We start from the raw sequence: 26,347 nt of genomic DNA on the forward strand, positions 1-26,347 counted from the left end.
ATCCTACCCAATCAACTTCTTCAATAATTCATTCACCTGTGCAGGATTGGCTTTGCCCTTGCTGGCTTTCATTACTTGTCCGACCAGTCCATTAAAGGCTTTTTCTTTTCCGCCTTTATATTCATCAACCATTGCTTGATTATTAGTAAGCACTTCTTTAATAATGGCTTCAATCGCCCCTGTGTTGGTTTCTTGTTTTAAGCCTTTCTCGGCGATAATCTCATCGGCAGATTTGTCGGACTCCCACAGATAGCCAAACACTTCTTTGGCGATTTTACCGCTAATGGTATTATCCAATATGCGAGCAATCAGCCCCGCCAGGCGTTCGGCAGAGATTGGTGATTTATCAATGGTCAGCTCGTTTTTATTGAGTGAACCTGACAGCTCGCCCATGACCCAGTTTGCCCCGATTTTGGCGTTATTTTTGCCAATGATTTCAACCACTTGCAAAAAATAATCCGACAGCTCACGGCTACCATTTAGCACGTTAGCATCATAAGCGGTCAAGCCAAATTCATTGACAAATCGCTCTTTACGCACGCTCGGTAGCTCTGGCATGTCGGCACGCACTTTGGCAAGCGTCTCATCAGAGATAACGACAGGCAACAGGTCGGGGTCTGGGAAGTAGCGGTAATCGTTGGCTTCTTCTTTGGTGCGCATGGCACGGGTTTCGTCTTTTTCGGGGTCGTATAGGCGTGTGGCTTGCACGACTTTTCCGCCGTCTTCGATGACGTCAATTTGCCGTTCAATTTCGGATTTAATGGCTCGCTCAATAAAGCGGAACGAGTTTAGGTTTTTGAGCTCACAGCGAGTGCCAAAAGGCGTGTTTGGCTTGTGTACAGACACGTTGATGTCCGCACGAAAAGAGCCTTCTGCCATAATCGCGTCCGAGATACCAAGCCAAGTAACCAGCTCATGAATGGTCTTGACGTAAGCAACCGCTTCGCCCACCGAACGCATATCAGGCTCAGAGACGATTTCGATGAGTGGCGTACCAGCACGGTTCAAATCCACGCCCGTCATCTGCGGTACAGCATCATGCACCGATTTGCCAGCGTCTTCTTCTAGGTGGGCTCGTGTGATACCGATACGTTTGGTGTATTCGTCTTTTTGCCCTGCGTTTACAAGGATGTCAATGTAGCCACGTCCGACAATGGGGTTTGCCATTTGCGTGATTTGATAGCCTTTGGGTAGGTCGGGGTAGAAGTAGTTTTTGCGGTCAAAGGTGTTGTATGTGCCAAGCTCGGCATTGACACCCATGCCAAATTTTAAGGCACGCTCAATCACGCCTTCATTTAGCACAGGCAACGCCCCTGGAAAGCCCAAATCCACAATGGTGGCTTGGGTGTTTGGCTCTTGCCCAAAGGCGGTGGGGGCGTTTGAAAAGATTTTGCTGTCGGTGTTTAATTGGCAATGGATTTCAATACCAATCACGACTTCATAGCCGTCAATTAGGGGGGCTTGTTGGGTCATAATGTGTTCTCTTTTAATATAGGGTGCATGCCTTGCACCAATCAATTCGGGTAAGTCATCAGATGCTCAAGGTTGCTCAGCATCCCATTACTGTCATCCCTTAACTCTTGCCATGTAATAAGCATCAACAAATTCGCCATTTCTAAACGCAAATTTCTTGGCTTCACCTTCGATATTAAAGCCAAATTTGCGATAAAGTGCCATGGCGTGCTCGTTATCGGTATAGACAGTTAATTCTATGCGCTGAAGATTGAGCCAATTATCAGCAAGATCAATCATCTGCTGCATGAGTTGATTGCCGACGCCCATGCGCCAGAATTCTTCTTTAACTGCGATGATAAGCTCGCCTGTATGTTGTCTGCGTGGGCTACTGGCGACAGTCAGGGCGGCATTGCCGATAATTTGATAATCGTCATCGGTATCCATAAGAGCCACAAAAGAATGCACATTGCTAGGAATGTTCGCCAATCGTTTCTCCCAAGTGTGTAGGGGCTGATTGGGCAGATTCAGCATTTGGCAGGCGACTTGTTCTTGGCGGTATAGATCGTATAAGCCTTGAAAGTCGTAATTTTCTGTCGCTCGGATGGTTACTTGGATCATGGATTATCCTTGCTTTGCGATGCCAGATAATTCTGTGTGAAAATCAGTATGCGACTGATAGGCGTGCGCTGTCTGTAGTAGCTCACTTTCTGCCCAATGCTTGCCGATCAGCTGTAAGCCGACAGGTAGGCCGTTCGCTTGTCCTACGGGGTGCGATAGGGCGGGCAGACCTGCCAAGTTCACGCCGATGGTATATACGTCACCAAGATAGATGCTGGCAGGGTCTAAGTTCTCACCCAACTTATAGGCGGTGGTCGGCGCAGTAGGGCTTGCGATGATGTCGCATTTTTCAAACGCCTTTTTAAAGTCGTCCACGATAAGACGGCGAACCTTTTGGGCTTTGGTATAATAAGCGTCAAAATACCCTGCCGATAGGGCATACGTTCCCATGATGATACGGCGCTGAACTTCAGTACCAAAGCCTTCAGAGCGGCTGCGCGTATATAGATCGATCAGATCTTTTGGATCTTCGCAGCGATAACCAAAGCGCACACCGTCATAGCGAGACAGGTTTGAGCTGGCTTCGGCAGGGGCGAGCAGATAATAAGTGGCAAGCGTTACGGCAGGGTTGGTGATGTCCACTTCCACGATTTGGGCCCCCAGCTCTTCATATTTGGCTAGGGCGGTGCGAATGGATTTTTCTACTTCACTATCAAGACCTGCCCCAAAATACGCCTTTGCCACGCCGATTTTTTTGCCTGCTAGGGGTTTGCCGTCTGTTTTTGTCACCAAAATGTCCGCCACATAATCTTCGGTGGAGCGGTTGATAGATGTTGCGTCTTTGGGGTCGTGTCCTGTCATCGGGGAAAGCAGGTAGGCACAGTCTAGGGCGGATTTGCCAAAAGTACCTGCTTGGTCAAGGCTTGACGCATAAGCAATCATGCCATAGCGAGACACACGCCCATAGGTAGGCTTAATGCCCGTGATGCCACAAAAGCTGGCAGGTTGGCGAATAGAACCGCCCGTATCTGAGCCTGTCGCCACAGGCACAAAACCGCTTGCCACCGCCGCCGCTGACCCACCAGACGACCCCCCTGGCACACGAGCGGTATCCCAAGGGTTGTGTACCGCCCCAAAGTATGAGCTTTCGTTGTCCGAACCCATGGCAAATTCGTCCATGTTGAGCTTGCCTAGGCTGATAAATCCAGCGTTGGCGATGTTTTCCACTACAGTTGCGTCATAAGGCGAGACGAAATTGGATAGGATTTTTGAGCCTGCCGATGTCAGCACGCCTTTGGTGCATAGGTTGTCTTTGTGAGCCATTGGCACGCCAAGCAGGGGGCGAGTGTCGCCTTCGGCACGCAATTTGTCGGCAAGTTCGGCGTGTTTTAGGGCGTTGTCAAAATCTTTGGTGATAAAGCTGTTGATTTGCTCGTCTAGGCTATCAATGCGACTGGCAAAATGTTTGACCAGCTCTTGACTGCTAAATTGTTTGTTTTTTAAGCCGTCTGCTAATTCATGGACGGATAGGTGGTGTAGGTCTGTCATAAAATGCCTTTTTTGTGTGTCATTTTCAAGATTTTAATATTGGGTATTGTAGGGGTGAATCACATTCGCCCTATCGGTTTTTTTTGGGCATTGTTTAAAATGTATCTTAATTTAACAATGCCAAATTTTGATATTATTCAATCACCTGTGGCACAAGGTATAAACCGTCTTGTACCGCAGGGGCAACCGTCTGAAAGCCGTCTCGGTTAATGCTCACATTGGCGACATCGGCACGCAACTCGGTGCAGGCTTCATGAACGTTGGCAAGGGGCTTGATGTCATTGGTATTGACATCGGACAAGACATTCATCATGAGAAGGATTTTGTCAAGGCTGCCTGCGTAGCTTTGGGCGGTGGTGTCGTCAATGGCAAGACGAGATAGGTTGGCACAATTTTGCACATCTTGGGCGGTGATTGTCATAAATTTTCCTAAAATAACAGTTAAAATGTTAATGTTTGATAAAAGCGAGTAGACTGGCTAATTTTACCATAAAGTTAATGATTTCAAAAAATTAAAATTTACTCAATTATACTCTTACGTTTATCTTAATTTTTGGTAAAATTTAGTAACTTTGGTTAAAAATCGGCAAATTTAACCGATTTTGTAAAAATTTCTTGCAAATTAGGCAAAATTTTTCATAAATCATCATGATTTTTTTGCCATAAATCGGTATAATTTACCACAATTTTTTAACCATTTGGCATTTGGCTAATTTTTAATCATATTTTCACTCATGGATTAAGATGAGTGATGCCTTGCCACTCTTATTTTTTGGAATCATGCGTTATGAACCTGCTGGGATTTTTATCGACCAACATTGCCATTGACCTAGGTACTGCTAACACCTTGATTTATGCCCCTGGTAAGGGCATTGTGCTTGATGAGCCAACGGTGGTGGCACTGCGTTCTAACCGCACCCAAAACCCAACGGTAGCGGCGGTAGGTATCGATGCCAAGCAGATGCTTGGGCGTACCCCTGATAACATTACTGCCATTCGCCCCTTAAAAGATGGTGTGATTGCTGACTTTGAAGTTACCCAGCAGATGTTAAAGCATTTCATCAAAAAAGTAAAAGTCAAAAAATTCTTGGCTGACCCGAATGTGGTTGTGTGTGTGCCATGCAAATCCACGCTGGTAGAGCGACGTGCGATTGAAGAAGCGGTGCGTTCGGCAGGTGCGAACAGCGTGCATATCTTAGAAGAGCCGATGGCGGCAGCGATTGGAGCAGGTCTGCCTGTACATGAAGCCAGTGGTTCGATGGTGGTGGACATCGGCGGTGGTACGACCGAGATTGCGGTGATTGCCTTGTCGGGGTGTGTGTATGCAGATTCTATTACCATCGGCGGTGATAAATTTGATGAAGCCATCATCAATCACGTCAAAAAGACCCATGGCTGTTTTATCGGTGAGACGACCGCTGAGCGTATCAAAAAAGAAGTGGGTACGGCTGTCTTTGATGAAAAAGAAAATCTAGAAGTTGAAGTGCGTGGACGCTCGATGGCAGAAGGCGTGCCAAAGACTTTTACTGTCAATTCCAAAGAAATCCAAGAAGCACTTGCCGAGCCTGTATCAGGCATTGTTGATGCAGTCAAACTTGCCTTGGAGCAGACCCCGCCAGAGCTATCATCGGACATCGCCGAGCATGGCGTGGTACTGACAGGGGGTGGGGCGTTACTGCGCAACCTAGATAAGCTCATCTCCAAAGAGACAGGACTGCCTGTGTTTGTCGCCGAAGACCCATTGACCTGCGTGTCTCGTGGCGGTGGTAAGGCACTTGACTTTATCCATGATAAGTCGCTATCGATGATTTTTGTCTAAATCCACGAAATCATGAGCGGTGTTCACGCACTGCTTTTTGTGTTTTGGGCTTGTGAAATTATTTGTTCATAAGTACATAAAAAAGGTCTGGCAATGCTCCCAAGTATATTTTCACAAAAACCTGTATTTGCACGCATGACGGTTGCGTTTTTGGTGCTTGCCTTGATTTTTATGTTGCTTGACAGCAAAAACCCCCAATGGTTTGATGGTATTCGTCGCCTAAGTCATGCATCCATGCAACCCATTTATCAGGCGTCCCTAGGGCCGTCTTATGCCATGGAATATGCCAGCCATGCCGTCCACACTAAAGAAGCCTTGCGTCGTGAGAATATCCGTTTGCAAACCGAGCTACTCCAAGCCCGTGCCAAGCTCCAAACCCAAGATTATCTACTCGCCCAAAACGCCCGTCTAAAAGGCGTACTCAGCACCACGCAGTCCAGCGAGCATCATCTACTGCTAGCACGCATTATCGGCACGGATTCCAATCCCCTAAAACAAGTGGTGGTGCTTAACAAAGGCACCAATGATGGCGTGCAAATCGGGCAGACGGTCATCGATGAGCATGGCATCATCGGACAGGTGCTAAACGCCTACCCAAATACATCTCGCCTACTACTCATCACCGATGAACAGCAGTCGGTGGCGGTCTTGGTGGCACGCACAGGACAGCGTGCGATGGTCTCGGGTGGGGGTAAGCCTGATAGTCTAAGCCTAGATTATATCTTTAAGACTGCCGATGTTAAAGTGGGCGATGAGCTTATCTCGTCAGGGCTTGGTGAGCGTTTCCCTGCAGGCTATAAAGTGGGGGAAGTCTCGGACATTGACACCACTCGCACCGATAATTTTGCCGACATTCGTGTCAATCCCGCCGCTGATTTTCTAAACAGCAGTTATGTGCTGATTTTACAGCCCAAAGACAACCCTGTTCCAAAAAAGAACAGATAATCACGCCATATAGGACTCATAAAACCCACTTATGAACTCAAAACCCTTTTTAATCATCGGTATCATCATCAGCTTCGTGGTGGCATCCATGCTGAGTGTCTACCCTTTGGGGCATGACATGGCAAGCGTTCGCCCCATGTTTTTAGCGATGGTGCTTGCCTTTTGGGTGATGTATCGCTCGCCCATGATGGGGGTGTGGGTGGTATTTTTGGTGGGACTGGTCTCGGATTTGCTCTTGGGTACGCATTTGGGGCATCAGGCATTTAGTGCAGTGCTTATGGCGTTTGTCATACGGGTACTACTGCTGTATGCCAAAGAGCTTGCCCTGTCGCAGGCGTGGGTATTGGAAGCGATTGCTCTGAGCGTCTATCAGGTGTCGCTGTGGATATTGCAGGCATTTTCTCATGCTCAGTTTGTGTGGACAGGCATGGGGTCGCTCATGAGCAGCATTGTGCTGTTTCCTGTGATGTGGTATCCGCTGTACTGGATAAACCGCCAACTAAAAGAGCGAGCGTACTGATGATACCCTTTATCCTGGCGTCCACATCGCCCAGACGACATGAGTTATTGACGCAGTTGCAGATTCCCTTTACGGTCAAATCGGTGGAGATTGACGAGCGTTTTTATCCCCACGAAAGCCCCCACAACTACATCATGCGTATGGTTAAGACCAAGGCGGAAAAGGCGTGTGCGGACGTGTCATCGGCTATCGTTATCACGGCAGATACCATTGGCGTGGCAGAGGATGAGATTTTAACCAAACCTGCCGATAAGGCTCATGCTTTTGCCATGTGGGATAAATTATCAGGTGGTACGCACGAGATTTGGACGGCGGTGTGTGCCAGCATCGTCAAAGATGGGCAAATCATTTTTCAAAAAATCATCAAAGTCGCCACCGATGTGGTATTTATCAAACTCACCGACCACCAAAAAGAGCGATACTGGGCAACGGGCGAGCCTGCCGACAAAGCAGGGGCGTACGCCATTCAAGGCGGAGCAATGGCGTGGGTACGAGCCATCAATGGTAGTTATACCAACGTGGTGGGCTTGCCCCTTGCCGAGACGGCAGAGCTGATTGATGACTGTCTGCAAATATTGGCAGAGTGATGGCGTATTAAATGACGATAAAATCAGCCCACTAGCATAGCCAAGTGACTTCCTTCTAACTTGCCCAATCAGCGTTCAATCAGTCTACCAAGCCAACTTATCTTCAACCAACTTACCCTAACTTAATTCATCTAGTCTGCACACCATCTTTATGTCAAAACACGCCCTAATCAACGCCACGCCCTTTGAGACTCGCCTTGTTATCGTTGATGACGGTAGGCTTGATGAGGTGTTTATTGAGCGGGTACAGACACGCAGTTTGGTGGGGGATGTCTATTTGGGGACGGTGGTGCGGGTACTGCCTGCCATGGGGTCAGTGTTTATTAACATCGGGCGTGAGCGTTCGGCATTTTTGCACCAAAGCGACATCATGCTACCGACTCGCCTATCATCCCAAGATGATGTTGCCACGCCCACACTCATCACGACATTGCCCATGGCTCATCAGGCAAAAGATAAAAGCCCCACGCAGTCACAGTCTAGACCTAAGCCTAAGCCTGCCAAGCCCAAACTTGACCCCAAACTTCTGCCCAAGCTCCTACCCAAAGTTGGCGAACGAGTTGTCGTCCAAGTCACCAAAGATGAGTTTGGCACCAAAGGGGTGCGTGTGACCATGCACATCGCATTGGCAGGGCGGTATTTGGTCTATCTGCCCACATCGCCACAGTCGGTCGGTGTGTCCACTCGCATCGGCATAAAGGCTTATCGCACCAAGCTAAAAGCTCATTTGACGACCCTACTTAGCCAATCATCGCATGCAGGTGGGCTCATCGCTCGTAGTGCGTGCGAGCAGGCATTTGGTGATGATGAGACATGGGCAGACATGGGCGAGCGTATGCAGGCAGAGCTTGACCATCTAGGTGCGTTGTGGGCGGACATCAGCCAAGTACGCACACAGGCAAGCCTGCACAAAGCCAAGCACGCCTTGCTCTACCAAGAGCTACCTTTGGCTGAGCGTGCCTTGCGTGACATTATCACTGACGATATCCAAAGCGTGTGGATTGACGATAGGGCGACTTATGAGCGAGTACGGCATGCCAGTTGCACACTCATGCCGTCCATCACATCTGCCATTTATCATCATGATAAGCCGACACCACTGTTTGCCCAGTCTGTGCCTGATGAGCGTCGCTCGTCTACGCCTGACATTGAGACTCAGCTGGCACACGCCTTGTTGCGGCATTGCCCGTTGCCGTCGGGCGGTTATCTCATCATTGAGCATACCGAAGCGATGACGACCATCGATGTCAATACAGGCTCGTATGTGGGGCAGGGCAGGGCAAGCGTGGACGTGGTGTATGAGACCAACAAAGAAGCAGTAACTGCCATCGCTCGTGAGTTAAAAGTGCGTAACATTGGCGGTATTATTATCCTAGATTTTATTGACATGGACAAATCTGCCTATCGGCAAACAGTGCTAGACATGCTCGCCCATGCATTTAAAGCCGACCCTGCCACGACCAACATCACCCAAATCAGCGAATTGGGCTTGGTTGAGATGACTCGTAAACGCACCCGTCCCAGTCTGTCCGATGAGCTGCGTGAGCCTTGCCCTGTCTGTCATGGCACGGGCAAAATCAAAAGCGTGCAGACAGTGGCATTTGAGATTCTAAGGTCACTCATGGGTCAGCTGGCAAACAGCACTTCTTTTAAAAAACCTAATGTGACGATAAAGGTCAGTCAGTTGGTGGCGGACTATTTGTCATCACATCAGGATTTGTCAAATTTACAAAAATTAACAAATACATCCATTTATCTATCCATAAATACATCTTATCATCAAGAACAATATGTGATTTTGGTGGAGTAGAAATGGTTTTTTACCAATAAATCTGCCTTAAAATCAATCAATTTATTAAAATTGTAACATTTTGTAAATTTGATGAATTTTAAGGCAAAGACAGGTAAATTTAGCCACTTTTTTATCCAAAAATAAAGCATGGCTCTTGTTTTATCTGATTTTTCGTGTATAATACGCACACTTTTCTTGTTTAGCGTTGCATTTAAGCAAAAGTCTGTTTTTGACTACATTTGGCTTAGATGAGTAATTATCTTCGGATACATTACAAGTAGTGAGTAAGGCTTGCCCCAAAGCGAATCAACGCCACAGCCGAAGCATCGATTTTGGCACTATAAACAACAGCTCTGTTGCCAACATTCATGTCTGGCGGACAGGGATTGTATTATTTTGTCCAAAGCGGTTCTAGGACAAAATTTAATCAAAATAACATGACTGAAATCCAAGCGATAGAAGTTTTATAAAGCACTTAATTTAGGAGCTTGTTGGCATGGCTAACCAGAGAATCCGTATCCGACTAAAATCTTTCGACCATAGTCTGATTGACCAGTCGGCACAAGAGATTGTCGATACCGCAAAGCGTACAGGTGCACAAGTTTGTGGTCCTGTTCCCTTGCCGACTCGTATTGAGCGGTTCAACGTATTGACATCACCACACGTCAACAAAGACGCTCGTGACCAGTATGAAATTCGCACCCACAAACGCATGATTGACATCGTTCAACCTACTGACAAAACAGTAGATGCATTGATGAAGTTAGATTTGGCGGCCGGTGTTGATGTTCAAATCGCCCTAGGCTAAGAACAACTGGTTTAATATAAACGATTATAAGTAAGAGGTCTAAAATGGCGATTGGTTTAGTCGGTATTAAGCGTGGTATGACCCGAATCTTCACTGAGGCAGGTGCATCTATTCCTGTAACAGTGGTTGAGGTTAACGCAAACCGTATCTCACAAATCAAGACAGTAGACACTGACGGTTATGACGCAATTCAAGTCACCACAGGTGAGCGTCGTGAAAGCCGTGTAACTGCTGCACAAAAAGGACACTTCGCAAAAGCTGGCGTTGCCGCTGGTCGTGGTGTTTGGGAATTTAGAGCTGACGCAAGCGAACTTGAAGGTCGTGAAGTTGGTGGCGATATTTTGGTGGATTTATTTGAAGTTGGTCAGTTGGTTGATGTCACTGGTCAGTCTAAGGGTAAAGGCTTCCAAGGTGGCGTAAAACGTCATAATTTCCGCACTCAGGACGCCACACACGGTAACTCTGTGTCGCATCGTGTACTTGGTTCTACTGGTCAGAACCAAACACCAGGTAAAGTATTCAAAGGCAAAAAAATGCCAGGTCAAATGGGTAACAAACGTGTTACTGTTCAAGGCCTTGAAATTGTGTCTATTGATACCGAAAAAGGTGTACTGGTCATCAAAGGCGCCTTGCCTGGTGCTAATGGTGGCGATGTTATCGTACGTCCGTCAGTCAAAGCCTAGTTGAGGGGATTAACGTGAATTTAAAAACTGTTACAGGTGCGGCGGTTGAACTATCAGAGACGACATTTGGTCGTGAGTTCAATGAAGCCCTAGTACACCAAGTCGTAACTGCTTACCTAGCTGGTGCTCGTCAAGGTACTCGTGCACAAAAAACTCGTGGCGAAGTATCTGGTGGCGGTAAAAAACCATGGCGTCAAAAAGGTACTGGTCGTGCCCGTGCGGGTTCTATCCGTGGACCAATTTGGGTAGGTGGTGGTCGTGCATTTGCCGCCAAACCACAAGACTGGTCTCAAAAAGTAAACCGCAAAATGTATCGTGGTGCCATGCAGTGCATCCTAGCAGAGCTTGTACGCCAAGAGCGTTTGGTTTTGGTGGACTCTATCAGTGTTGATAGCCCAAAAACCAAAGGTTTGGTTACTAAACTTGCCGAGCTAAATGCCCCACGTGCATTGATTGTTACTCACGAAGTTGATGAGAACCTATACTTGGCAGCTCGCAACATTCCACACGTGAATGTGCTAGGTACTCGTGAAGTTGACCCAGTTAGCTTGGTTTCTTTCGACAAAGTTATCATGACGGTTGAAGCCGCCAAGCAATTTGAGGAGACACTAGCATGAGTAACGCAAGACTATATCAAGTACTAAAAGCCCCTGTTTTTTCTGAGAAATCTCAACGTTTGGGTGATAGCCTAGGTGTTCAAGTTTTCAAAGTGGACAGCAGTGCAACTAAGCGTGAAATTAAACAAGCCGTTGAGCTGATGTTTGAAGGCGTTGAAGTTGTCAAAGTAAACACGCTAAATACCAAAGGTAAAACCAAGCGTTTTGGTCGTGTTGTTGGCAAGCGTTCTGACGTTAAAAAAGCGTATGTAACACTAAAAGCAGGTTCAGACGTACAAATCGGTGCTGGTGAAGAAGCCACTGGCGAAACAGCGACTAACGAATAAGGATCATAACCATGCCTATCGTAAAAGCAAAACCAACCTCACCAGGTCGCCGCTTTGTTGAAAAAGTTGTGCATCCACACCTTTATAAAGGTCGTCCTTATGCACCGCTTGTTGAATCAAAAGCAAAAACTGGTGGTCGTAATAACAACGGTCGTATCACTACCCGTCATATCGGTGGTGGTCACAAGCAACATTATCGTCTAATTGACTTCAAACGCAACAAAGACGGCATCATTGCAACTGTTGAGCGTATTGAATATGACCCTAACCGTACTGCACACATTGCTCTACTAAAATATGCAGACGGTGAGCGTCGTTATATCATCGCACCTAAAAAATTGGCAGTAGGCGATCAGGTTCAATCTGGTGAGGGTTCTCCTATCCGTCCAGGTAACTGCTTGCCACTTAAAAATATCCCAGTGGGTACCGTTATTCACAACATCGAACTAAAAATTGGCAAAGGTGCACAACTTGCACGTTCTGCTGGTGCAGCGGTTCAACTGCTTGGTCGTGACGGTGCTTATGTGATTGTTCGTTTACGTTCGGGTGAGACCCGTCGTATTCACGCAAATTGCCGTGCGGTTATTGGTGAAGTGTCTAACACTGAAAATAACCTAAAATCACTTGGTAAAGCAGGTGCGGCACGCTGGCGTGGCGTTCGTCCTACCGTTCGTGGTACGGCAATGAACCCGATTGATCACCCACACGGTGGTGGTGAAGGACGTAACTTTGGTAAACACCCAACCAGTCCTTGGGGTCAGAAAGCTAAGGGTCTTAAGACTCGTTCTAATAAGCGTACTGACAGTATGATTATCCGTCGCCGTCGTGCCAAGAAATAAAGGAAGAGTTTTATGCCTCGTTCGTTAAAAAAAGGCCCGTTTATTGACGCACATCTGTTTGCTAAGGTAGAAAATGCCCTAGAAACAAACAGCCGTAAGCCAATCAAAACTTGGTCTCGTCGTTCCATGATTCTACCACAAATGGTCGGTTTGACCATTTCTGTTCACAACGGTCGTACCCATGTACCTGTTATCGTGAGTGAGCAAATGGTTGGTCACAAACTTGGTGAATTCGCCCCAACCCGTTCATATCGTGGTCATGGCGTTGACAAGAAATCTAAGAGATAAGGTGCTACCATGGAAGTAACTGCAAAATTACGTGGTGCCGCCATTTCGGCACAAAAAGTAAGATTGGTTGCGGACGAAGTTCGTGGTAAATCAATCGAGCGTGCTTTAGACATTTTGACATTTAGCAACAAAAAAGGTGCTAAACTTGTTAAAAAATGCCTACAATCAGCAATTGCAAACGCTGAACACAACAATGGTCTAGATATTGACACACTGCGTGTTTCTACCATTTATGTGGATGAAGGTATTACTTTGAAGCGTATTATGCCCCGTGCCAAGGGTCGTGCTGACCGTATCAGCAAACGCACTTGCCACATCACTGTTAAAGTAGGAGCATAATCATGGGTCAAAAAGTACATCCAATTGGTATTCGTTTGGGCGTTATCAAAAAGCACAACGCTAACTGGTACGCAAATCCAAAGCAATACTCTGAATACTTGCTAAATGACTTCAAAGTGCGTGATTTTCTACGCAATAAGCTAAAAGAAGCCATGGTAAGCAACATCAGCATCGAGCGTCCTACGGGTGCCGCTAAGATTACCATTCACTCAGCACGTCCTGGTGTGATTATTGGTAAACAAGGTGCTGACATTGAAGCACTTCAAAAAGACCTAACCAAGCTTATGGGCGTTCCTGCTCAGGTAAATATCCAAGAGATTACTCAACCTGATCTAGACGCACGTTTGGTTGCTGTTGGTATTGCCAGACAGCTTGAAGGTCGTGTGATGTTCCGTCGTGCAATGAAACGTGCTGTGCAAAACAGCATGCGTGCTGGTGCTGGTGGTATCAAAGTTGAGCTGTCAGGTCGTCTAGGCGGTGCTGAGATTGCTCGTACTGAGTGGTATCGTGAAGGTCGTGTGCCACTACACACATTGCGTGCTGACATTGATTATGCAGAAGTTCGTGCAGAGACCACTTACGGTACTATCGGTGTGAAAGTTTGGATTTTCCGTGGTGAAATTCTAGACGGCATGAACAGCGTTTACAATCCAGTTGCAGAAGAGAAGACTCGTGCACCAAAACGCCGTGGTCGTACCAGCAACCGTCGTAATTCAGACAAGGGGTAAGCCATGTTACAACCAAAACGTACCAAATTCCGCAAAATGCACAAAGGTCGTAACACAGGCCTTGCCCAACGTGGTAACACCGTTGCATTTGGTGAGATTGGTCTAAAATCTATCGGTCGTGGTCGCATGACTGCTCGTCAAATTGAAGCAGCTCGTCGTACCATTACTCGTCGCATCAAGCGTGGCGGTAAAATTTGGATTCGTGTATTCCCAGACAAGCCAATTACCGAAAAGCCATTGGAAGTTCGTATGGGTAAAGGTAAAGGTCCAGTTGAGTACTGGGTAGCCGAAATCAAGCCAGGCAAAATGTTATACGAAATCCAAGGTGTGAGCGAAGAGCTTGCGCGTGAAGCCTTGACATTGGCTTCTGCTAAGCTGCCTTTCAAAACCACCATTGTTAAACGGACGGTAATGTAATGAAAACAAGCGAATTACGTGAAAAATCAGTAGAAGAGCTGGCTACATTGCTTGACGAAAAGCAGCTTGACGCATTTCGCCTACGCATGGCAAAAGCAACAGGTCAGCTAGGTAACACTCACGAAGTTAAAGCAAATCGTCGCACGATTGCAAAAATCTTGACTTTGCTTAACGAAAAACAAAGAGGCGACGCATGAGCGAGAATAACCAAACTCAAGAAGTCGGTGTTGTGACTGGTAAAGTTATCAGCAACAAAATGGACAAGTCTATCACTGTCCTTGTTGAACGCCAAATTCGTCACCCAATGTATGGCAAGCAAGTTCGTCGTTCTACTAAGCTTAAAGCTCACGATGAGAACAACGTTTGTCAAGAAGGTGATATCGTTCGTATCAAAGAAACACGTCCTATCTCAAAGACTAAAACTTGGACTTTGGTAGACGTGGTTGAAACTGCGGTAAAAATTTAAAGTTATTTGCATTAAAAGTCATTTGCTAGTATAATGAATGTCTTTATTGGCGTTCATCTACCAAATTTGTGCAAAATAGCATAAATTGGAGCGAATGGCTTTTATTGTATTATTATTTATGGAGTAATGCGATGATTCAGACTGAAACAATGCTGGAAGTTGCAGATAACAGTGGTGCAAGACGTGTACAGTGCATTAAAGTACTGGGTGGCTCGCATCGTCGTTATGCATCAGTTGGCGATATTATTAAGGTAACAGTAAAAGAAGCCATTCCTCGCGGTCGTGTTAAAAAAGGCGACGTGATGAATGCGGTTGTTGTACGTACCAAAAAAGGCGTACGTCGTCCAGACGGTTCTGTACTACGTTTTGATGATAATGCGGCAGTTATTCTAAACAATAACAAAGCCCCTATCGCAACTCGTATTTTTGGACCTGTTACCCGTGAACTACGTGGTGAGCAATTCATGAAAATTGTTTCACTAGCACCAGAAGTACTGTAAACTTTTAGAGGCTATCCTATGGCAAAGTTACGCAAAGGCGATACCGTGGTTGTGATTGCTGGCAAAGATAAAGGCAAGCAAGGCACAATTTTGGCGGTTAAAGCAGACCGTGTAAAAGTTGAAGGCATTAACATTGTAACCAAACACCAAAAACCTAACCAAATGCTAGGTAAAGAAGGTGGTATTGTTAAGCAAGAAGCATTTCTACACATTTCAAACGTTGCGATTTATAACGCAGCAACCCAAAAAGCAGATCGTGTTGCTTACCAAGTAAACGAAGAGGGCAAAAAAGTCCGTATCTATCGTTCTACTGGTGAAGTAGTGGCGACTGCATAAGATACTAAGGGTATATAGTAATGGCAAGATTAAAATCTTTATACAATGATAAGCTAAAGCAACAAATCAAAGATGAGCTTGGCTTAGAAAATGTCATGCAAGTGCCAAAAATCACCAAAATCACTCTGAACATGGGTGTTGGTGGTGCAGCACAAGATAAAAAACTACTTGAAGGTGCCTTGGCAGACATGACTGTCATCGCTGGTCAAAAGCCAGTTGTTACCAAAGCACGCAAATCAGTGGCAGGCTTTAAAATTCGTGAAGAGTGGCCGATTGGCTGTAAAGTTACCCTTCGTGGCGACCAAATGTACGAATTCTTAGACCGCTTAATTGCCATTGCGATTCCTCGTATTCGTGACTTCCGTGGTTTTTCTGCAAAAGCATTCGATGGTCGTGGTAACTACTCGCTAGGTATCAAAGAACAAATCGTTTTCCCTGAAGTTGATTTTGATAAAATTGACCGTATTCGTGGTCTTGACATCACCATCACAACGACTGCTGCTAATGACGACCAAGGTCGTGCATTGCTAAAAGCATTCGGTTTCCCATTTAGATAAGGTAAACGTTATGGCTAAGAAAAGCATGATTAATCGCGAATTAAAACGCGAAAAAACAGTTGCTAAGTACGCCGAGAAGCGTGCACAGCTAAAAGCAGTCATCAGTGATGTAAATGCCAGTGATGAAGAGCGTTTAGACGCAATGCTTGCTCTACAAGCATTGCCACGTAACTCATCACCAGTTCGTTTGCGTAATCGCTGTGGCTTGACTGGTCGTCCACACGGCTATTTCCGTAAATTTGGTCTATCACGCAACAAACTGCGTGAGCGTGTAATGCAAGGTGATGTACCTGGCGTTCGTAAAGCTAGCTGGTAAGGAGTATCGCAATGAGTATGCAAGATCCAGTTGCTGATATGCTAACCCGCATTCGCAACGCACAATCAAGAAATAAACCCAGTGTAGAAATGCCTGCTTCTAAGCTACGTAAATCAATTGCTGATTTATTGGTTGCTGAAGGCTATCTAACTTCTGCTGAAGTTATTGACGGCGAAAACAACAAAAAAGTTCTAAACATTGAACTAAAGTACTACCAAGGCAAAGGCGTTATCTCTGAACTCAAGCGTTATAGCCGTCCTGGTCTACGCCAATATCGTGGGAAAGATGAGCTACCAAGCGTTCAAAAAGGCTTGGGCGTTGCCATCATCTCTACCAGCAAAGGCATCATGAGCGACCGTGCAGCACGTGCAGCTGGCATCGGCGGTGAAGTTATCGCTTTGGTTGCCTAATCACTTTATTTGTTATTTTTATTTAAAGTGATAAAAATAAAAATCCTTAGTTTACTCTAAGGATTTTTTGTGTTATAATACCCTGCTTTTTAACCAATTTAAATTATCTTGGATAGTGAGAGTTGGTTGCTATTCGTTGCCATCAGTTATTGATGGTTGTTTTTATCATTAAAGGAAATTCCTATGTCTCGTGTGGCTAAAGCCCCAGTAACGCTACCTGCGGGTACCAGCGTTACTTTGAACGGTCAGCAGGTTGAAGTTAAGGGCAAAAACGGTTCTTTGTCTTTACGCCTGCATGATTTGGTCGAGCTAAAGCAAGAAGATAACGTGGTTACTCTTGCTCCTGTCAAAGACACCAAAGAAGCGTGGATGCACACAGGTACTGTGCGTGCATTGTTGAACAACATGGTTCAGGGTGTGAGTGAGGGTTTTGAACGTCGTTTGCAACTTATCGGTGTTGGTTACCGTGCCCAAGTTGCTGGCAATGTGGTAAACCTTAACTTAGGTTTCTCTCACCCGATTGCTTATAATCTTCCTGAAGGTGTGACTGCTGAAAGCCCAAGTCAAACTGAAATCGTTCTAAAATCAAACGACAAGCAAAAATTGGGTCAAGCAGCAGCTAAGATTCGTAGCTTCCGCCCACCAGAGCCTTATAAAGGTAAAGGTGTTCGTTATAGCGATGAAGTGGTTCTTCGTAAAGAAGCTAAGAAAAAATAAGTAAGGTGAGCAAACATGTTGGATAAAAAATCAGCTCGTCTTCGCCGAGCAAAAAAAACCCGTGCCCATATCCGTCAATTAGGTGCTAACCGTTTGACCGTTACTCGCACGCCACGTCACATCTATGCCCAAATCATCGCCCCAACAGGCGGTGTGGTTTTGGCTCAAGCATCAACTCTTGATTCAACCCTTCGCTCAGGTGCGACTGGTAATGTTGAGGCGGCAAAAGCTGTGGGTGCACTGATTGCAGAGCGTGCAAAAGCTGCGGGCATCACTAAGGTTGCATTTGACCGTAGTGGTTTTAAATATCATGGCCGTGTTAAAGCATTAGCTGACGCTGCTCGTGAAAACGGATTGGAGTTCTAATCATGGCAAAAGTTGAACAAACTGACGGTTTGGTAGAAAAATTGGTTGCCGTTGACCGTGTGGCAAAAGTTGTAAAAGGTGGTCGTATATTCTCCTTCACTGCACTGACAGTAGTTGGTGATGGTAATGGTCGTGTTGGTTTTGGTCGTGGCAAGGCTCGTGAAGTGCCTGCTGCCATCCAAAAAGCACTAGAAGCTGCTAAGCGTAATATGATTACTGTTGAGCTTGCTGGCACAACACTACAACACCCTATTAATGCTCGTCACGGTGCCTCAAAAGTATACATGCAACCTGCATCAGAAGGTACTGGCGTTATTGCTGGTGGTGCAATGCGTGCTGTGCTAGAAGTTGCTGGCGTTCAAGACGTATTGGCGAAATGCTACGGCTCTACTAATGCTGCCAATGTGGTCTATGCAACCTTTAAAGGTCTGCGTGACATGGTTTCACCAGAGCAAGTTGCTGCTAAACGTGGCAAATCCGTTGAAGAAATTTTGGGCTAAGAGTAGGTGGGTGTTATGAAAATAATGAAAATTACTCAAACTAAGTCTAGCTCACACCGTTTGGCAAGCCACAAAGCCTGCCTAAAAGGTTTGGGACTACGTCGCATTGGTCATACCGTAGAAGTAGAAGATACACCATCTACTCGTGGTATGGTAAATCGTGTATATTACATGGTTAAAGTGGAGGAAGCGTAATGGGTCTTCGTTTAAATGAACTTGCCCCAGCAGTGGGTGCAAAAAAGACTGCCCAACGTCGTGGTCGTGGTATCGGTTCAGGTCTAGGTAAGACTGGTGGTCGTGGTATCAAGGGTCAAACTTCACGTTCAGGCTCAAGCATTCCAGCAGGCTTTGAAGGCGGTCAAATGCCTATCTATCGCCGTTTGCCAAAATTTGGTTTTACCAGCCAACTGGCCTTGACAACAGCCGAAGTGCGTTTATCAGAGCTTAACAAAATTGAAGGCAATCAGGTAACACTTGAAACGCTAAAAGCTGCCAACATCATCCGTGGTGACATGAAGCGTGCTCGTATTATCCTATCAGGCGAAATTAGCCGTGCTTTAACCTTTAAAGGCGTAAAAGTTACTAAAGGTGCAAAAGAGGCCATCGTTGCCGCTGGCGGTAGCGTCGAGGAGTAATCCATGTCTAAATCAACGTCTAAATCAGGCATTCCATTAAATCCATTGGCTTTTATTCGTAAGTATGATGAGCTATGGCATCGCATGTTATTTTTGCTTGGGGCGTTGATTGTCTATCGTTTAGGTTCGCACATTCCTGTACCAGGTATGAATCCTATCCGTCTTGCTCAATTTTTTGATGGCAGTCAAAACACCTTTTTGGGCATGTTTAACATGTTCTCAGGCGGTGCTTTGGAGCGTATGTCCATCATGGCACTGGGTATCATGCCTTATATCTCAGCATCCATTGTGGTACAGATGATGTCAGCGGTGATACCTTCGCTTGATGCCCTAAAAAAAGAAGGTGAATCTGGTCGGCGTATTTTAAATAAATACACGAGGCAAGGTACACTGGCTTTAGCATTTGTGCAAGCGGTTGGTATGTCAGCAGGTCTTGTTGCTGGTGGTTTGACATTAAGCTCTGGTTTGACTTTCATGATTCCTGCGGTGACTTCATTGGTCGCAGGAGCGATGTTCTTGATGTGGCTTGGTGAGCAGATTACTGAGCGTGGCATTGGCAACGGCATATCCATGCTTATTTTTGCCAGCATCGTATCAAGTGCCCCTGGCATGATTGCAGGTGCATTTAGTCAAGACATGAACTTAATGGTTGTCCTTATCTTTGCGTTGTTGGGCTTGGCAGTGACGGCTGGCATTGTTTATATTGAACGTGCCCAACGTCGTGTGCCTGTTAATTATGCTCAAAAACAGCAAGAAGGGCGTAAAGTTTATGCTCAGCAACAATCACATTTGCCATTAAAGCTCAATATGGCAGGGGTGATTCCAGCAATTTTTGCTAGCTCATTGCTGATGTTGCCTGCAAGTTTGGGGCAATGGGCAGGTTCTTCGGCGAATCCAACCACACTGCAAAATATCATACAGAACATTTCACTCATCTTACAGCCAGGCAGTCCTTTGTACTTATTACTGTTTGGCGTGCTAATCATCTTTTTCTGTTATTTTTATACAGCATTGATGTTTAACCCAGGTGAGGTGGCAGAGAATTTAAAGCGTAGTGGTGCTTATATTCCTGGTATACGTCCAGGACAGCAAACGAAACGATATTTGGATTTTGTCCTAAATCGCCTAACGTTTATTGGTGCGATGTATATGGCGATCATTTGCCTAATGCCAATGGTAATTCAAACGTCATTTGGCGTGCCTTTTCAGTTAGGTGGTGCATCTTTATTGATTATGGTGGTTGTACTTATGGACTTCATCGCACAGGTGCAAGCACATCTGATGACCCATCAATACCATGATCAAACTTTAATCCAGTCTAAATGACATTAGGAGTAGACATGAAAGTTCAAGCGTCTGTAAAAAAAATCTGTGGCAGTTGCAAAATCGTACGCCGTAAAGGTAAAGTACTCGTTATTTGCAGTTCAGAGCCACGTCATAAGCAACGTCAAGGTTAATTTTACAAATTAATACTTGCAATTTTGTAGCGGATATTGTATTATCCGCTACTTGCCATGCTGTTATCTAGGATATCAGTAGAGTAAAACAGCAAATGCCTAGCATTTGTGCTAACGGAGAGAAATCAATGGCTCGTATTGCCGGTGTAAACATTCCGGACAACAAACACGCTGTGATTTCGCTAACTTACATTTTTGGTATTGGTCGCACTACTGCTAAGAAAATCTTGGCAACCGTAGGTATCAGCGAGACCACCAAAATTGGTCAGTTAGATGATTCACAACTGGATGCTGTTCGTGCAGAAGTTGCAAATTACGCTACCGAAGGTGACCTTCGTCGCGAAATTTCAATGAACATCAAGCGTTTGGTCGATTTGGGTTGCTACCGTGGTCTTCGTCACCGCCGTGGTCTTCCAGTTCGTGGTCAACGCACTAAAACCAACGCGCGTACCCGTAAAGGTCCTCGCAAAGCAATTAAAAAGTAACTAATTTAGGAAGCTAAAAGATGGCAAAAGACACTCGTAGCCGCAAAAAAGTGGCACGTCGTTCGGTATCTGAAGGTATCGCCCATATTCATGCGTCTTTTAATAACACCATTGTAACCATTACCGATCGTCAGGGTAATGCATTGGCTTGGGCCACCTCAGGTGGACAAGGCTTCCGTGGTTCACGTAAATCAACGCCTTTTGCTGCACAGGTTGCTGCTGAAGTTGCTGGTAAAACAGCACAAGAAACCTATGGTGTTAAAAACGTTGATGTCTTGGTTAAAGGTCCAGGACCAGGTCGTGAGTCTGCGGTTCGTGCATTAGGTGCATTGGGTTATAAAATTAACAGCATCAGCGATGTAACCCCAATTCCACACAACGGCTGCCGCCCGCCTAAGAAACGCCGCGTTTAAGGAGATACTCATGGCCCGTTATATTGGTCCAAAACTAAAATTGTCTCGCCGTGAAGGTACTGACTTGCAACTCAAATCAGGTGTAAAAGCTTACGACGTTAAGACAAAAAAATCAGGTCGCGTACCTGGTCAGCATGGCAATAGCCAAAATAAGGCTTCTGAATACGCCCTACAACTTCGCGAGAAGCAAAAAGTAAAACGTATGTATGGTGTGCTTGAGCGTCAATTCTCAAACTACTATAAAGAAGCTGCTCGTATGCGTGGCGCTACTGGTGAAAACCTACTTGGTATGCTAGAACGCCGTTTGGATAACGTTGTTTATCGTATGGGCTTTGGTGCTACTCGTGCAGAAGCACGTCAGTTGGTAAGCCACCGTGCAATCCTGCTAAAAAAAGCAGGTCGTGATGAGTTTGTTCGTGTGAACATTCCTTCAATCCAAGTTCAAGACGGTGATGTGATTGCTGTGCATGAGAAGTCAAAAGAACAACTTCGTATTAAAAACGCAGTAGAGCTTGCGACTCAACGTGGCATTCCAGAATGGCTAGAAGTTGATCACAGCAAACTACAAGGTACGTTCAAAACTGCACCAGATCGCAGTGACCTACCTGCTGAAATTAACGAAAGCTTGATTGTAGAACTATATTCTAAATAATCCGAACTAATCGAGGTGACTTATGACAAATGTAACTGAGTTTCTAACACCGTCTGCAATTAATGTAGATACGGTTAATGAAACGACTGCTAAGGTCACGCTCGAGCCGTTAGAACGTGGCTTTGGGCATACATTAGGTAATGCTCTTCGTCGCATTCTTTTATCTTCGTTGTCTGGTGCTGCCGTGATTGAAGCTGAAATTGAAGGCGTTGATCATGAGTATTCAACACTAGAGGGTTTACAAGAGGATGTGCTAGATTTGCTTTTGAACCTAAAAGGTTTGGCAATCATTTTACATGACCAAAACGAAGCTTATTTAACATTGGATAAAAAGGGTGCAGGTGTTGTAACTGCTGCTGACCTTGAGTTGCCACATAATGTTGAGATTGCCAACCCTGAATTGGTACTTGGTACATTAAGTGAACGTGGGCATTTAAAAATGCGTTTGCGTGTGGTAACGGGTCGTGGCTATGAGCCTGCTAATCAGCGTCGTGAAGATGCCAATTCTAAAGCGATTGGGCGTTTGAAACTTGATGCAAGTTTTAGCCCTATTTTGCGTGTGGCTTATGACGTTGAAAATGCTCGTGTTGAGCAACGTACCGACCTTGATAAGCTCATCATTGAGCTTGAAACTAATGGCACGATTGACCCTGAAGAGGCGATTCGTAAGGCGGCTACGATTTTGCAACAACAAATTGCAATCTTCGTTGATTTAGAAGCCGAAGAAGCCCCTGAACCAGTTAAAGAAAAAGAAGAGATTGACCCTGTGCTATTACGCCCAGTGGACGACCTTGAACTAACGGTTCGTTCAGCAAACTGCTTGAAAGCTGAAAACATTTACTACATCGGTGATTTGGTGCAACGTTCCGAAACTGAACTTCTAAAAACACCAAATTTAGGTAAGAAATCATTGACTGAAATCAAAGACGTACTTGCGTCAAAAGGTTTGGAGTTGGGCATGCGTTTAGAGACCTGGCCACCAAGCGATTTGCGAGTTGATGACCGTTTTTCTTACCGTAGCCGTTAATTTTAAAGGATACTGACCATGCGACATCGTAATAGCGGAGTCAAGCTGGGTCGCACCAGCAGCCATCGTAAGGCTATGTTCCAAAACATGACCAATTCATTGATTGAACATGAGCTAATTAAAACTACGTTGGTAAAAGCAAAAGAGCTACGTCGTGTAGCAGAGCCACTCATCACTCTGGCAAAAGAAGACAGCGTTGCAAACCGTCGTCTTGCTTTTAATCGTACTCGTAACAAGGCAACCGTTGGTAAGCTTTTCAATGAGCTAGGACCACGTTACAAGACTCGTCCAGGTGGTTATTTGCGTATCATCAAATGCGGTTATCGTGATGGTGATAATGCACCAATGGCTTATGTAGAATTGGTTGACCGTCCATAATAGTCAATACTTCTACAAAAACCAAATCTTTTTTAAGGTTTGGTTTTTTTGTTGCATAAATTTTGGTTTGTTGGTGCTTCTGGCAAATAAAAATACGATTGGTGTTAAATTATAGCTAAAAACTTTAAAATTAGGGTGAGTCTGTTTTTGTTATTTCCCATGCAAAAATTGATTAAATCATCAAATTTTTATCATATCTGTAAAGATGCCATCAATGATGAGTACGCCTTGTTAATTTGTACTGTATTAAATTTAGTTTGAGTAAGTGGTTATGTCAAACTTTCTATTAAACATAGTAGAGTGAGAACTTTGTAAAATGGGTCTTATTTTAAACACTTGTTGTTTTGTGGGATGTGGTACAATTACCCTGTGCGGTAATTAGGAAAAGCATTTTAAAGCAGTAATAATCTGTGCTACAATAATACCGCTTTTAGTAAATGGTCTGCCAACTTTGCAATAATACTTGCGTCACACCCACTCATAGTACTATTTGTACAACTTCGTTTGTCTTATTGTAAATTTGTTTGACCATAAAAACAGCCAGCTTTTTAGCGAGCCAATCACAAGGAATTCACATGACTGTCATCAAAAAAGACGACTTTATCGCCTCCATCGCAGACGCATTTCAGTACATCAGCTACTATCACCCCACCGATTATATCGAAGCCCTGACCGAAGCCTTAGAGCGTGAAGAAAACCCTGCCGCCAAAGATGCCATGACTCAAATTTTGGTAAACAGCCGTATGTGTGCCGAGGGCAAACGTCCGATTTGCCAAGATACAGGGATTGCGACTGTATTTTTAAAAGTTGGCATGAATGTAACGTGGGACAGTGACATGAGCGTGGCGGACATGGTCAACGAAGGCGTTCGCCGTGCCTACAATCACCCTGATAACACCCTGCGTGCGTCTGTACTTGCCGACCCTGCAGGCAAACGTACCAACACCAAAGACAATACCCCTGCCGTCATTCACATGGAAATCGTGGCAGGCGACAAGGTAGAAGTTACCTGTGCCGCCAAAGGGGGCGGTAGTGAGAACAAATCCAAACTTGCCATGCTAAACCCGTCTGACAGTATCGTGGATTGGGTGTTAAAGAGCGTTCCTGAAATGGGTGCAGGGTGGTGTCCCCCGGGTATTTTGGGTATTGGTATCGGTGGCACGCCCGAAAAAGCCACGCTACTTGCCAAAGAAAGTCTTATGAGCCATATTGATATTCATGAGCTAAAAGCCAAAGCTGAAAGCGGAGCAGAGCTTTCTACCACAGAGAGTCTACGCCTTGAACTCTTTAAAAAGGTAAACGCACTTGGCATTGGGGCACAGGGCTTGGGCGGATTGACCACCGTGCTTGATGTCAAAATCCTAGACTATCCAACGCACGCAGCCAGTAAGCCTGTGGCGATGATTCCCAACTGTGCCGCCACTCGCCACGTGGAATTTGAGCTTGACGGCACAGGGGCGGTAAACCTAGAACCGCCAAGCATGGACGTGTATCCTGACATTACTTATAGTCCTGACAGTGGCAAGCGTGTCAATGTGGATACCCTAACCAAAGAAGAAGTGGCGACATGGCAAACAGGCGATGTGCTACTATTAAACGGCAAAATCTACACAGGGCGAGATGCCGCTCACAAACGCATGACTGACATGCTAAATAATGGCGAAACCTTGCCAGTAGATTTTACCAACAAGCTCATCTACTACGTTGGGCCTGTTGACCCTGTGCGTGATGAAGTGGTGGGGCCAGCAGGACCGACAACCGCCACTCGTATGGATAAATTTACCCGTCAAATGCTAGAACAAACAGGTCTTTTGGGTATGATTGGTAAATCCGAGCGTGGTAAAATCGCCTGTGAAGCCATTGCTGATAACAAAGCAGTCTATCTCATGGCGGTGGGCGGTTCGGCATATTTGGTGTCAAAAGCCATTAAAAATGCCAAAGTGGTCGCCTTTCCTGAGCTTGGTATGGAAGCGATTTATGAATTTGAAGTCAAGGACATGCCTGTAACGGTGGCGGTAGATAGCAATGGCGTATCGGTACACGCCACCGCCCCAAAAATCTGGCAAGCCAAAATCGGTAAAATCCCTGTGTTGGAAGGCTAAACGTCCAAATGTTCGGTCAATAAACCACAGCACACACCCCAAGCAAGGTCTCAAGCAAGGTCTTTGGGGTGTGTTTTTGTGAGTTATAAAAGAGATGTAACCAAATCGCCAAACTCATCAAACACTCCATCAGGGCGACTGTCGGCAATCGGCTCGCCATAGTTATAGCCATAGGTTAGGGCAAGCGTGGTTATCCCTGCGTTTTGTCCTGCTAAGATGTCATTTTTGGAGTCGCCCACCATGACCGCTTGCGATTTATCCATGCCAAGCGTGGTGCAGATATGCAAAAGTGGGGCGGGGTCTGGCTTGTTAGTAGGCAAACTGTCGCCCCCAATGACACAGGCGAATTTGTCCGTCCAGCCCATGTTATTTAAAATTTCGGGCAAAAATTGGGCAGGCTTATTGGTACAAAGAGCCAGTGTAAATCCTTGTGTTATAAGGCGGTTTAATCCGTCCGTTACCCCATTGTACTCCACCGTTTTGCCTTGACAAGTGGCGTATTCTTTTAAAAATATCTTATGGGCGTGGTGCAGATTGTCAAGTGATAGCTCCGCCCACACTAATGCCCGCTCCACGAGTTTTACCGAGCCATTACCCACCCACGTCCGTACGTTATCCGTGCCAGCAGGGGATTTGTCAAAATGAGCAAGCATTTTGTCCACGCCATCCGCCAAATCAGGCACGCTGTCAATGAGTGTGCCATCCAAATCAAAAATGATGAGTGATTTTGTCATAAATTTGCCTATTTTTTAAAATTTACC

39 protein-coding genes are annotated in these 26,347 nt (G+C 45.6%); 34 read left to right on the forward strand and 5 right to left on the reverse strand.

All coding sequences use genetic code 11. The features are described from left to right. Nucleotides 1-3: 3 nt before the first annotated feature. The 4 genes from gatB to gatC all read right to left on the reverse strand — a co-directional run bounded on the left by gatB (nt 4) and on the right by gatC (nt 3,982). Nucleotides 4-1,473 (reverse strand): Asp-tRNA(Asn)/Glu-tRNA(Gln) amidotransferase subunit GatB, encoded by a 1,470-nt coding sequence (gene gatB / locus B0182_RS07745; protein ID WP_078274392.1) that lies wholly within the window; start codon nt 1,471-1,473, stop codon nt 4-6. Nucleotides 1,474-1,566: 93 nt separating this feature from the next. After that, nucleotides 1,567-2,073, reverse strand: coding sequence for a GNAT family N-acetyltransferase (locus tag B0182_RS07750; RefSeq protein WP_112742710.1), 507 nt, complete (start codon nt 2,071-2,073; stop codon nt 1,567-1,569). A gap of 3 nt (nt 2,074-2,076) precedes the next feature. Continuing rightward, entirely contained in the window at nt 2,077-3,561 is a 1,485-nt protein-coding gene (gene gatA / locus B0182_RS07755; RefSeq protein ID WP_078274394.1) for an Asp-tRNA(Asn)/Glu-tRNA(Gln) amidotransferase subunit GatA, read from the reverse strand. A 133-nt stretch (nt 3,562-3,694) separates the two neighbouring features. Next, complete coding sequence (gene gatC, locus B0182_RS07760) at nt 3,695-3,982, reverse strand: Asp-tRNA(Asn)/Glu-tRNA(Gln) amidotransferase subunit GatC (RefSeq protein ID WP_078274396.1); 288 nt, start codon at nt 3,980-3,982, stop codon at nt 3,695-3,697. A gap of 366 nt (nt 3,983-4,348) precedes the next feature. On the opposite strand from gatC, the gene B0182_RS07765 reads away from it, so the two are divergent. The 34 genes from B0182_RS07765 to B0182_RS07935 all read left to right on the forward strand — a co-directional run bounded on the left by B0182_RS07765 (nt 4,349) and on the right by B0182_RS07935 (nt 25,586). Then, nucleotides 4,349-5,380, forward strand: coding sequence for a rod shape-determining protein (locus tag B0182_RS07765; protein WP_078274397.1), 1,032 nt, complete (start codon nt 4,349-4,351; stop codon nt 5,378-5,380). 93 nt (nt 5,381-5,473) lie between these two features. After that, entirely contained in the window at nt 5,474-6,325 is an 852-nt protein-coding gene (gene mreC, locus B0182_RS07770; RefSeq protein ID WP_078274398.1) for a rod shape-determining protein MreC, read from the forward strand. Between the two features lie 31 nt (nt 6,326-6,356). Beyond that, nucleotides 6,357-6,845 carry a rod shape-determining protein MreD gene (gene mreD / locus B0182_RS07775; protein WP_078274400.1) on the forward strand — a complete coding sequence of 163 codons (489 nt, stop codon included), beginning with the start codon at nt 6,357-6,359 and terminating at the stop codon, nt 6,843-6,845. Continuing rightward, nucleotides 6,845-7,432 carry a Maf family protein gene (locus B0182_RS07780; RefSeq protein ID WP_078274402.1) on the forward strand — a complete coding sequence of 196 codons (588 nt, stop codon included), beginning with the start codon at nt 6,845-6,847 and terminating at the stop codon, nt 7,430-7,432. Before mreD ends, B0182_RS07780 begins: the two co-directional genes overlap by 1 nt. 151 nt (nt 7,433-7,583) lie before the next feature. After that, nucleotides 7,584-9,242 carry an Rne/Rng family ribonuclease gene (locus B0182_RS07785; RefSeq protein ID WP_078274404.1) on the forward strand — a complete coding sequence of 553 codons (1,659 nt, stop codon included), beginning with the start codon at nt 7,584-7,586 and terminating at the stop codon, nt 9,240-9,242. Nucleotides 9,243-9,720: 478 nt separating this feature from the next. Continuing rightward, complete coding sequence (gene rpsJ, locus B0182_RS07795; protein ID WP_078274406.1) at nt 9,721-10,032, forward strand: 30S ribosomal protein S10; 312 nt, start codon at nt 9,721-9,723, stop codon at nt 10,030-10,032. A gap of 44 nt (nt 10,033-10,076) precedes the next feature. Continuing rightward, a complete protein-coding gene (rplC, locus tag B0182_RS07800; RefSeq protein ID WP_029102628.1) occupies nt 10,077-10,715 on the forward strand; it encodes a 50S ribosomal protein L3 in 639 nt (212 codons plus the stop codon). Nucleotides 10,716-10,729: 14 nt separating this feature from the next. Continuing rightward, complete coding sequence (rplD, locus tag B0182_RS07805; protein WP_078274407.1) at nt 10,730-11,332, forward strand: 50S ribosomal protein L4; 603 nt, start codon at nt 10,730-10,732, stop codon at nt 11,330-11,332. Continuing rightward, complete coding sequence (gene rplW / locus B0182_RS07810) at nt 11,329-11,658, forward strand: 50S ribosomal protein L23 (RefSeq protein ID WP_029102630.1); 330 nt, start codon at nt 11,329-11,331, stop codon at nt 11,656-11,658. The genes rplD and rplW overlap by 4 nt, the downstream gene beginning before the upstream one ends. Nucleotides 11,659-11,669: 11 nt before the next feature. Beyond that, entirely contained in the window at nt 11,670-12,497 is an 828-nt protein-coding gene (gene rplB, locus B0182_RS07815) for a 50S ribosomal protein L2 (protein ID WP_029102631.1), read from the forward strand. A 12-nt stretch (nt 12,498-12,509) separates the two neighbouring features. After that, a complete protein-coding gene (gene rpsS, locus B0182_RS07820; RefSeq protein ID WP_062498708.1) occupies nt 12,510-12,785 on the forward strand; it encodes a 30S ribosomal protein S19 in 276 nt (91 codons plus the stop codon). A gap of 9 nt (nt 12,786-12,794) precedes the next feature. Then, the gene (rplV, locus tag B0182_RS07825; protein ID WP_029102633.1) at nt 12,795-13,124 is read left to right on the forward strand and encodes a 50S ribosomal protein L22; all 330 of its coding nucleotides are present in this window, start codon (nt 12,795-12,797) and stop codon (nt 13,122-13,124) included. 2 nt (nt 13,125-13,126) lie between these two features. Then, the gene (rpsC, locus tag B0182_RS07830; RefSeq protein WP_029102634.1) at nt 13,127-13,852 is read left to right on the forward strand and encodes a 30S ribosomal protein S3; all 726 of its coding nucleotides are present in this window, start codon (nt 13,127-13,129) and stop codon (nt 13,850-13,852) included. Nucleotides 13,853-13,855: 3 nt separating this feature from the next. After that, entirely contained in the window at nt 13,856-14,269 is a 414-nt protein-coding gene (rplP, locus tag B0182_RS07835) for a 50S ribosomal protein L16 (protein ID WP_029102635.1), read from the forward strand. Then, on the forward strand, nt 14,269-14,466 hold the full coding sequence (gene rpmC, locus B0182_RS07840) for a 50S ribosomal protein L29 (RefSeq protein ID WP_029102636.1): 198 nt from the start codon (nt 14,269-14,271) through the stop codon (nt 14,464-14,466). The genes rplP and rpmC overlap by 1 nt, the downstream gene beginning before the upstream one ends. Beyond that, nucleotides 14,463-14,735, forward strand: coding sequence for a 30S ribosomal protein S17 (gene rpsQ / locus B0182_RS07845; protein ID WP_029102637.1), 273 nt, complete (start codon nt 14,463-14,465; stop codon nt 14,733-14,735). Before rpmC ends, rpsQ begins: the two co-directional genes overlap by 4 nt. Nucleotides 14,736-14,866: 131 nt before the next feature. After that, the gene (rplN, locus tag B0182_RS07850; protein ID WP_029102638.1) at nt 14,867-15,235 is read left to right on the forward strand and encodes a 50S ribosomal protein L14; all 369 of its coding nucleotides are present in this window, start codon (nt 14,867-14,869) and stop codon (nt 15,233-15,235) included. A gap of 18 nt (nt 15,236-15,253) precedes the next feature. Then, nucleotides 15,254-15,571, forward strand: coding sequence for a 50S ribosomal protein L24 (gene rplX, locus B0182_RS07855; protein WP_029102639.1), 318 nt, complete (start codon nt 15,254-15,256; stop codon nt 15,569-15,571). Between the two features lie 20 nt (nt 15,572-15,591). Further along, nucleotides 15,592-16,128, forward strand: coding sequence for a 50S ribosomal protein L5 (rplE, locus tag B0182_RS07860; RefSeq protein WP_029102640.1), 537 nt, complete (start codon nt 15,592-15,594; stop codon nt 16,126-16,128). 10 nt (nt 16,129-16,138) lie between these two features. Next, nucleotides 16,139-16,444 (forward strand): 30S ribosomal protein S14, encoded by a 306-nt coding sequence (rpsN, locus tag B0182_RS07865; RefSeq protein WP_029102641.1) that lies wholly within the window; start codon nt 16,139-16,141, stop codon nt 16,442-16,444. 11 nt (nt 16,445-16,455) lie between these two features. Beyond that, nucleotides 16,456-16,854, forward strand: a complete 399-nt coding sequence (gene rpsH / locus B0182_RS07870; protein WP_078274408.1) for a 30S ribosomal protein S8 — start codon at nt 16,456-16,458, stop codon at nt 16,852-16,854. 183 nt (nt 16,855-17,037) lie between these two features. Further along, nucleotides 17,038-17,571, forward strand: a complete 534-nt coding sequence (gene rplF, locus B0182_RS07875; protein WP_065255090.1) for a 50S ribosomal protein L6 — start codon at nt 17,038-17,040, stop codon at nt 17,569-17,571. A 15-nt stretch (nt 17,572-17,586) separates the two neighbouring features. Next, nucleotides 17,587-17,937, forward strand: coding sequence for a 50S ribosomal protein L18 (gene rplR / locus B0182_RS07880; RefSeq protein ID WP_036387459.1), 351 nt, complete (start codon nt 17,587-17,589; stop codon nt 17,935-17,937). A 2-nt stretch (nt 17,938-17,939) separates the two neighbouring features. Further along, on the forward strand, nt 17,940-18,437 hold the full coding sequence (rpsE, locus tag B0182_RS07885) for a 30S ribosomal protein S5 (RefSeq protein WP_029102645.1): 498 nt from the start codon (nt 17,940-17,942) through the stop codon (nt 18,435-18,437). 15 nt (nt 18,438-18,452) lie between these two features. Next, nucleotides 18,453-18,632: a 50S ribosomal protein L30 gene (rpmD, locus tag B0182_RS07890; protein WP_078274409.1), complete on the forward strand. Its 180-nt coding sequence runs from the start codon at nt 18,453-18,455 to the stop codon at nt 18,630-18,632. Next, nucleotides 18,632-19,072 carry a 50S ribosomal protein L15 gene (rplO, locus tag B0182_RS07895; protein WP_078274410.1) on the forward strand — a complete coding sequence of 147 codons (441 nt, stop codon included), beginning with the start codon at nt 18,632-18,634 and terminating at the stop codon, nt 19,070-19,072. Before rpmD ends, rplO begins: the two co-directional genes overlap by 1 nt. A 3-nt stretch (nt 19,073-19,075) precedes the next feature. Next, on the forward strand, nt 19,076-20,398 hold the full coding sequence (secY, locus tag B0182_RS07900) for a preprotein translocase subunit SecY (RefSeq protein ID WP_078274411.1): 1,323 nt from the start codon (nt 19,076-19,078) through the stop codon (nt 20,396-20,398). A gap of 14 nt (nt 20,399-20,412) precedes the next feature. Then, a complete protein-coding gene (gene rpmJ / locus B0182_RS07905) occupies nt 20,413-20,529 on the forward strand; it encodes a 50S ribosomal protein L36 (protein WP_036364264.1) in 117 nt (38 codons plus the stop codon). Between the two features lie 128 nt (nt 20,530-20,657). Beyond that, entirely contained in the window at nt 20,658-21,014 is a 357-nt protein-coding gene (gene rpsM / locus B0182_RS07910) for a 30S ribosomal protein S13 (RefSeq protein ID WP_029102649.1), read from the forward strand. Nucleotides 21,015-21,034: 20 nt separating this feature from the next. Continuing rightward, nucleotides 21,035-21,427: a 30S ribosomal protein S11 gene (gene rpsK / locus B0182_RS07915; RefSeq protein ID WP_003656963.1), complete on the forward strand. Its 393-nt coding sequence runs from the start codon at nt 21,035-21,037 to the stop codon at nt 21,425-21,427. Nucleotides 21,428-21,437: 10 nt separating this feature from the next. Further along, nucleotides 21,438-22,079, forward strand: coding sequence for a 30S ribosomal protein S4 (gene rpsD, locus B0182_RS07920; RefSeq protein ID WP_029102650.1), 642 nt, complete (start codon nt 21,438-21,440; stop codon nt 22,077-22,079). Nucleotides 22,080-22,101: 22 nt separating this feature from the next. Next, nucleotides 22,102-23,106 (forward strand): DNA-directed RNA polymerase subunit alpha, encoded by a 1,005-nt coding sequence (locus B0182_RS07925; RefSeq protein ID WP_078274412.1) that lies wholly within the window; start codon nt 22,102-22,104, stop codon nt 23,104-23,106. A gap of 18 nt (nt 23,107-23,124) precedes the next feature. Further along, the gene (gene rplQ / locus B0182_RS07930; protein ID WP_029102652.1) at nt 23,125-23,484 is read left to right on the forward strand and encodes a 50S ribosomal protein L17; all 360 of its coding nucleotides are present in this window, start codon (nt 23,125-23,127) and stop codon (nt 23,482-23,484) included. A gap of 575 nt (nt 23,485-24,059) precedes the next feature. Then, the gene (locus B0182_RS07935; RefSeq protein WP_078274413.1) at nt 24,060-25,586 is read left to right on the forward strand and encodes a fumarate hydratase; all 1,527 of its coding nucleotides are present in this window, start codon (nt 24,060-24,062) and stop codon (nt 25,584-25,586) included. 83 nt (nt 25,587-25,669) lie between these two features. Here the strand turns inward: B0182_RS07935 and B0182_RS07940 are convergent, their stop codons facing one another. Then, nucleotides 25,670-26,320, reverse strand: a complete 651-nt coding sequence (locus B0182_RS07940; protein ID WP_078274414.1) for a phosphoglycolate phosphatase — start codon at nt 26,318-26,320, stop codon at nt 25,670-25,672. Between the last annotated feature and the right edge of the window lie 27 nt (nt 26,321-26,347).

The organism is Moraxella bovis, assembly GCF_002014975.1.
Taxonomy (GTDB): domain Bacteria; phylum Pseudomonadota; class Gammaproteobacteria; order Pseudomonadales; family Moraxellaceae; genus Moraxella; species Moraxella bovis.

Bases quoted from the DNA above. Each gene is read 5' to 3' on its own strand.
- gatB (WP_078274392.1), bottom strand. From the start codon at position 1,473: ATGACCCAACAAGCCCCCCTAATTGACGGCTATGAAGTCGTGATTGGT.
- B0182_RS07750 (WP_112742710.1), bottom strand. From the start codon at position 2,073: ATGATCCAAGTAACCATCCGAGCGACAGAAAATTACGACTTTCAAGGC.
- gatA (WP_078274394.1), bottom strand. From the start codon at position 3,561: ATGACAGACCTACACCACCTATCCGTCCATGAATTAGCAGACGGCTTA.
- gatC (WP_078274396.1), bottom strand. From the start codon at position 3,982: ATGACAATCACCGCCCAAGATGTGCAAAATTGTGCCAACCTATCTCGT.
- B0182_RS07765 (WP_078274397.1), top strand. From the start codon at position 4,349: ATGAACCTGCTGGGATTTTTATCGACCAACATTGCCATTGACCTAGGT.
- mreC (WP_078274398.1), top strand. From the start codon at position 5,474: ATGCTCCCAAGTATATTTTCACAAAAACCTGTATTTGCACGCATGACG.
- mreD (WP_078274400.1), top strand. From the start codon at position 6,357: ATGAACTCAAAACCCTTTTTAATCATCGGTATCATCATCAGCTTCGTG.
- B0182_RS07780 (WP_078274402.1), top strand. From the start codon at position 6,845: ATGATACCCTTTATCCTGGCGTCCACATCGCCCAGACGACATGAGTTA.
- B0182_RS07785 (WP_078274404.1), top strand. From the start codon at position 7,584: ATGTCAAAACACGCCCTAATCAACGCCACGCCCTTTGAGACTCGCCTT.
- rpsJ (WP_078274406.1), top strand. From the start codon at position 9,721: ATGGCTAACCAGAGAATCCGTATCCGACTAAAATCTTTCGACCATAGT.
- rplC (WP_029102628.1), top strand. From the start codon at position 10,077: ATGGCGATTGGTTTAGTCGGTATTAAGCGTGGTATGACCCGAATCTTC.
- rplW (WP_029102630.1), top strand. From the start codon at position 11,329: ATGAGTAACGCAAGACTATATCAAGTACTAAAAGCCCCTGTTTTTTCT.
- rplB (WP_029102631.1), top strand. From the start codon at position 11,670: ATGCCTATCGTAAAAGCAAAACCAACCTCACCAGGTCGCCGCTTTGTT.
- rpsS (WP_062498708.1), top strand. From the start codon at position 12,510: ATGCCTCGTTCGTTAAAAAAAGGCCCGTTTATTGACGCACATCTGTTT.
- rplV (WP_029102633.1), top strand. From the start codon at position 12,795: ATGGAAGTAACTGCAAAATTACGTGGTGCCGCCATTTCGGCACAAAAA.
- rpsC (WP_029102634.1), top strand. From the start codon at position 13,127: ATGGGTCAAAAAGTACATCCAATTGGTATTCGTTTGGGCGTTATCAAA.
- rplP (WP_029102635.1), top strand. From the start codon at position 13,856: ATGTTACAACCAAAACGTACCAAATTCCGCAAAATGCACAAAGGTCGT.
- rpmC (WP_029102636.1), top strand. From the start codon at position 14,269: ATGAAAACAAGCGAATTACGTGAAAAATCAGTAGAAGAGCTGGCTACA.
- rpsQ (WP_029102637.1), top strand. From the start codon at position 14,463: ATGAGCGAGAATAACCAAACTCAAGAAGTCGGTGTTGTGACTGGTAAA.
- rplN (WP_029102638.1), top strand. From the start codon at position 14,867: ATGATTCAGACTGAAACAATGCTGGAAGTTGCAGATAACAGTGGTGCA.
- rplX (WP_029102639.1), top strand. From the start codon at position 15,254: ATGGCAAAGTTACGCAAAGGCGATACCGTGGTTGTGATTGCTGGCAAA.
- rplE (WP_029102640.1), top strand. From the start codon at position 15,592: ATGGCAAGATTAAAATCTTTATACAATGATAAGCTAAAGCAACAAATC.
- rpsN (WP_029102641.1), top strand. From the start codon at position 16,139: ATGGCTAAGAAAAGCATGATTAATCGCGAATTAAAACGCGAAAAAACA.
- rpsH (WP_078274408.1), top strand. From the start codon at position 16,456: ATGAGTATGCAAGATCCAGTTGCTGATATGCTAACCCGCATTCGCAAC.
- rplF (WP_065255090.1), top strand. From the start codon at position 17,038: ATGTCTCGTGTGGCTAAAGCCCCAGTAACGCTACCTGCGGGTACCAGC.
- rplR (WP_036387459.1), top strand. From the start codon at position 17,587: ATGTTGGATAAAAAATCAGCTCGTCTTCGCCGAGCAAAAAAAACCCGT.
- rpsE (WP_029102645.1), top strand. From the start codon at position 17,940: ATGGCAAAAGTTGAACAAACTGACGGTTTGGTAGAAAAATTGGTTGCC.
- rpmD (WP_078274409.1), top strand. From the start codon at position 18,453: ATGAAAATAATGAAAATTACTCAAACTAAGTCTAGCTCACACCGTTTG.
- rplO (WP_078274410.1), top strand. From the start codon at position 18,632: ATGGGTCTTCGTTTAAATGAACTTGCCCCAGCAGTGGGTGCAAAAAAG.
- secY (WP_078274411.1), top strand. From the start codon at position 19,076: ATGTCTAAATCAACGTCTAAATCAGGCATTCCATTAAATCCATTGGCT.
- rpmJ (WP_036364264.1), top strand. From the start codon at position 20,413: ATGAAAGTTCAAGCGTCTGTAAAAAAAATCTGTGGCAGTTGCAAAATC.
- rpsM (WP_029102649.1), top strand. From the start codon at position 20,658: ATGGCTCGTATTGCCGGTGTAAACATTCCGGACAACAAACACGCTGTG.
- rpsK (WP_003656963.1), top strand. From the start codon at position 21,035: ATGGCAAAAGACACTCGTAGCCGCAAAAAAGTGGCACGTCGTTCGGTA.
- rpsD (WP_029102650.1), top strand. From the start codon at position 21,438: ATGGCCCGTTATATTGGTCCAAAACTAAAATTGTCTCGCCGTGAAGGT.
- B0182_RS07925 (WP_078274412.1), top strand. From the start codon at position 22,102: ATGACAAATGTAACTGAGTTTCTAACACCGTCTGCAATTAATGTAGAT.
- rplQ (WP_029102652.1), top strand. From the start codon at position 23,125: ATGCGACATCGTAATAGCGGAGTCAAGCTGGGTCGCACCAGCAGCCAT.
- B0182_RS07935 (WP_078274413.1), top strand. From the start codon at position 24,060: ATGACTGTCATCAAAAAAGACGACTTTATCGCCTCCATCGCAGACGCA.
- B0182_RS07940 (WP_078274414.1), bottom strand. From the start codon at position 26,320: ATGACAAAATCACTCATCATTTTTGATTTGGATGGCACACTCATTGAC.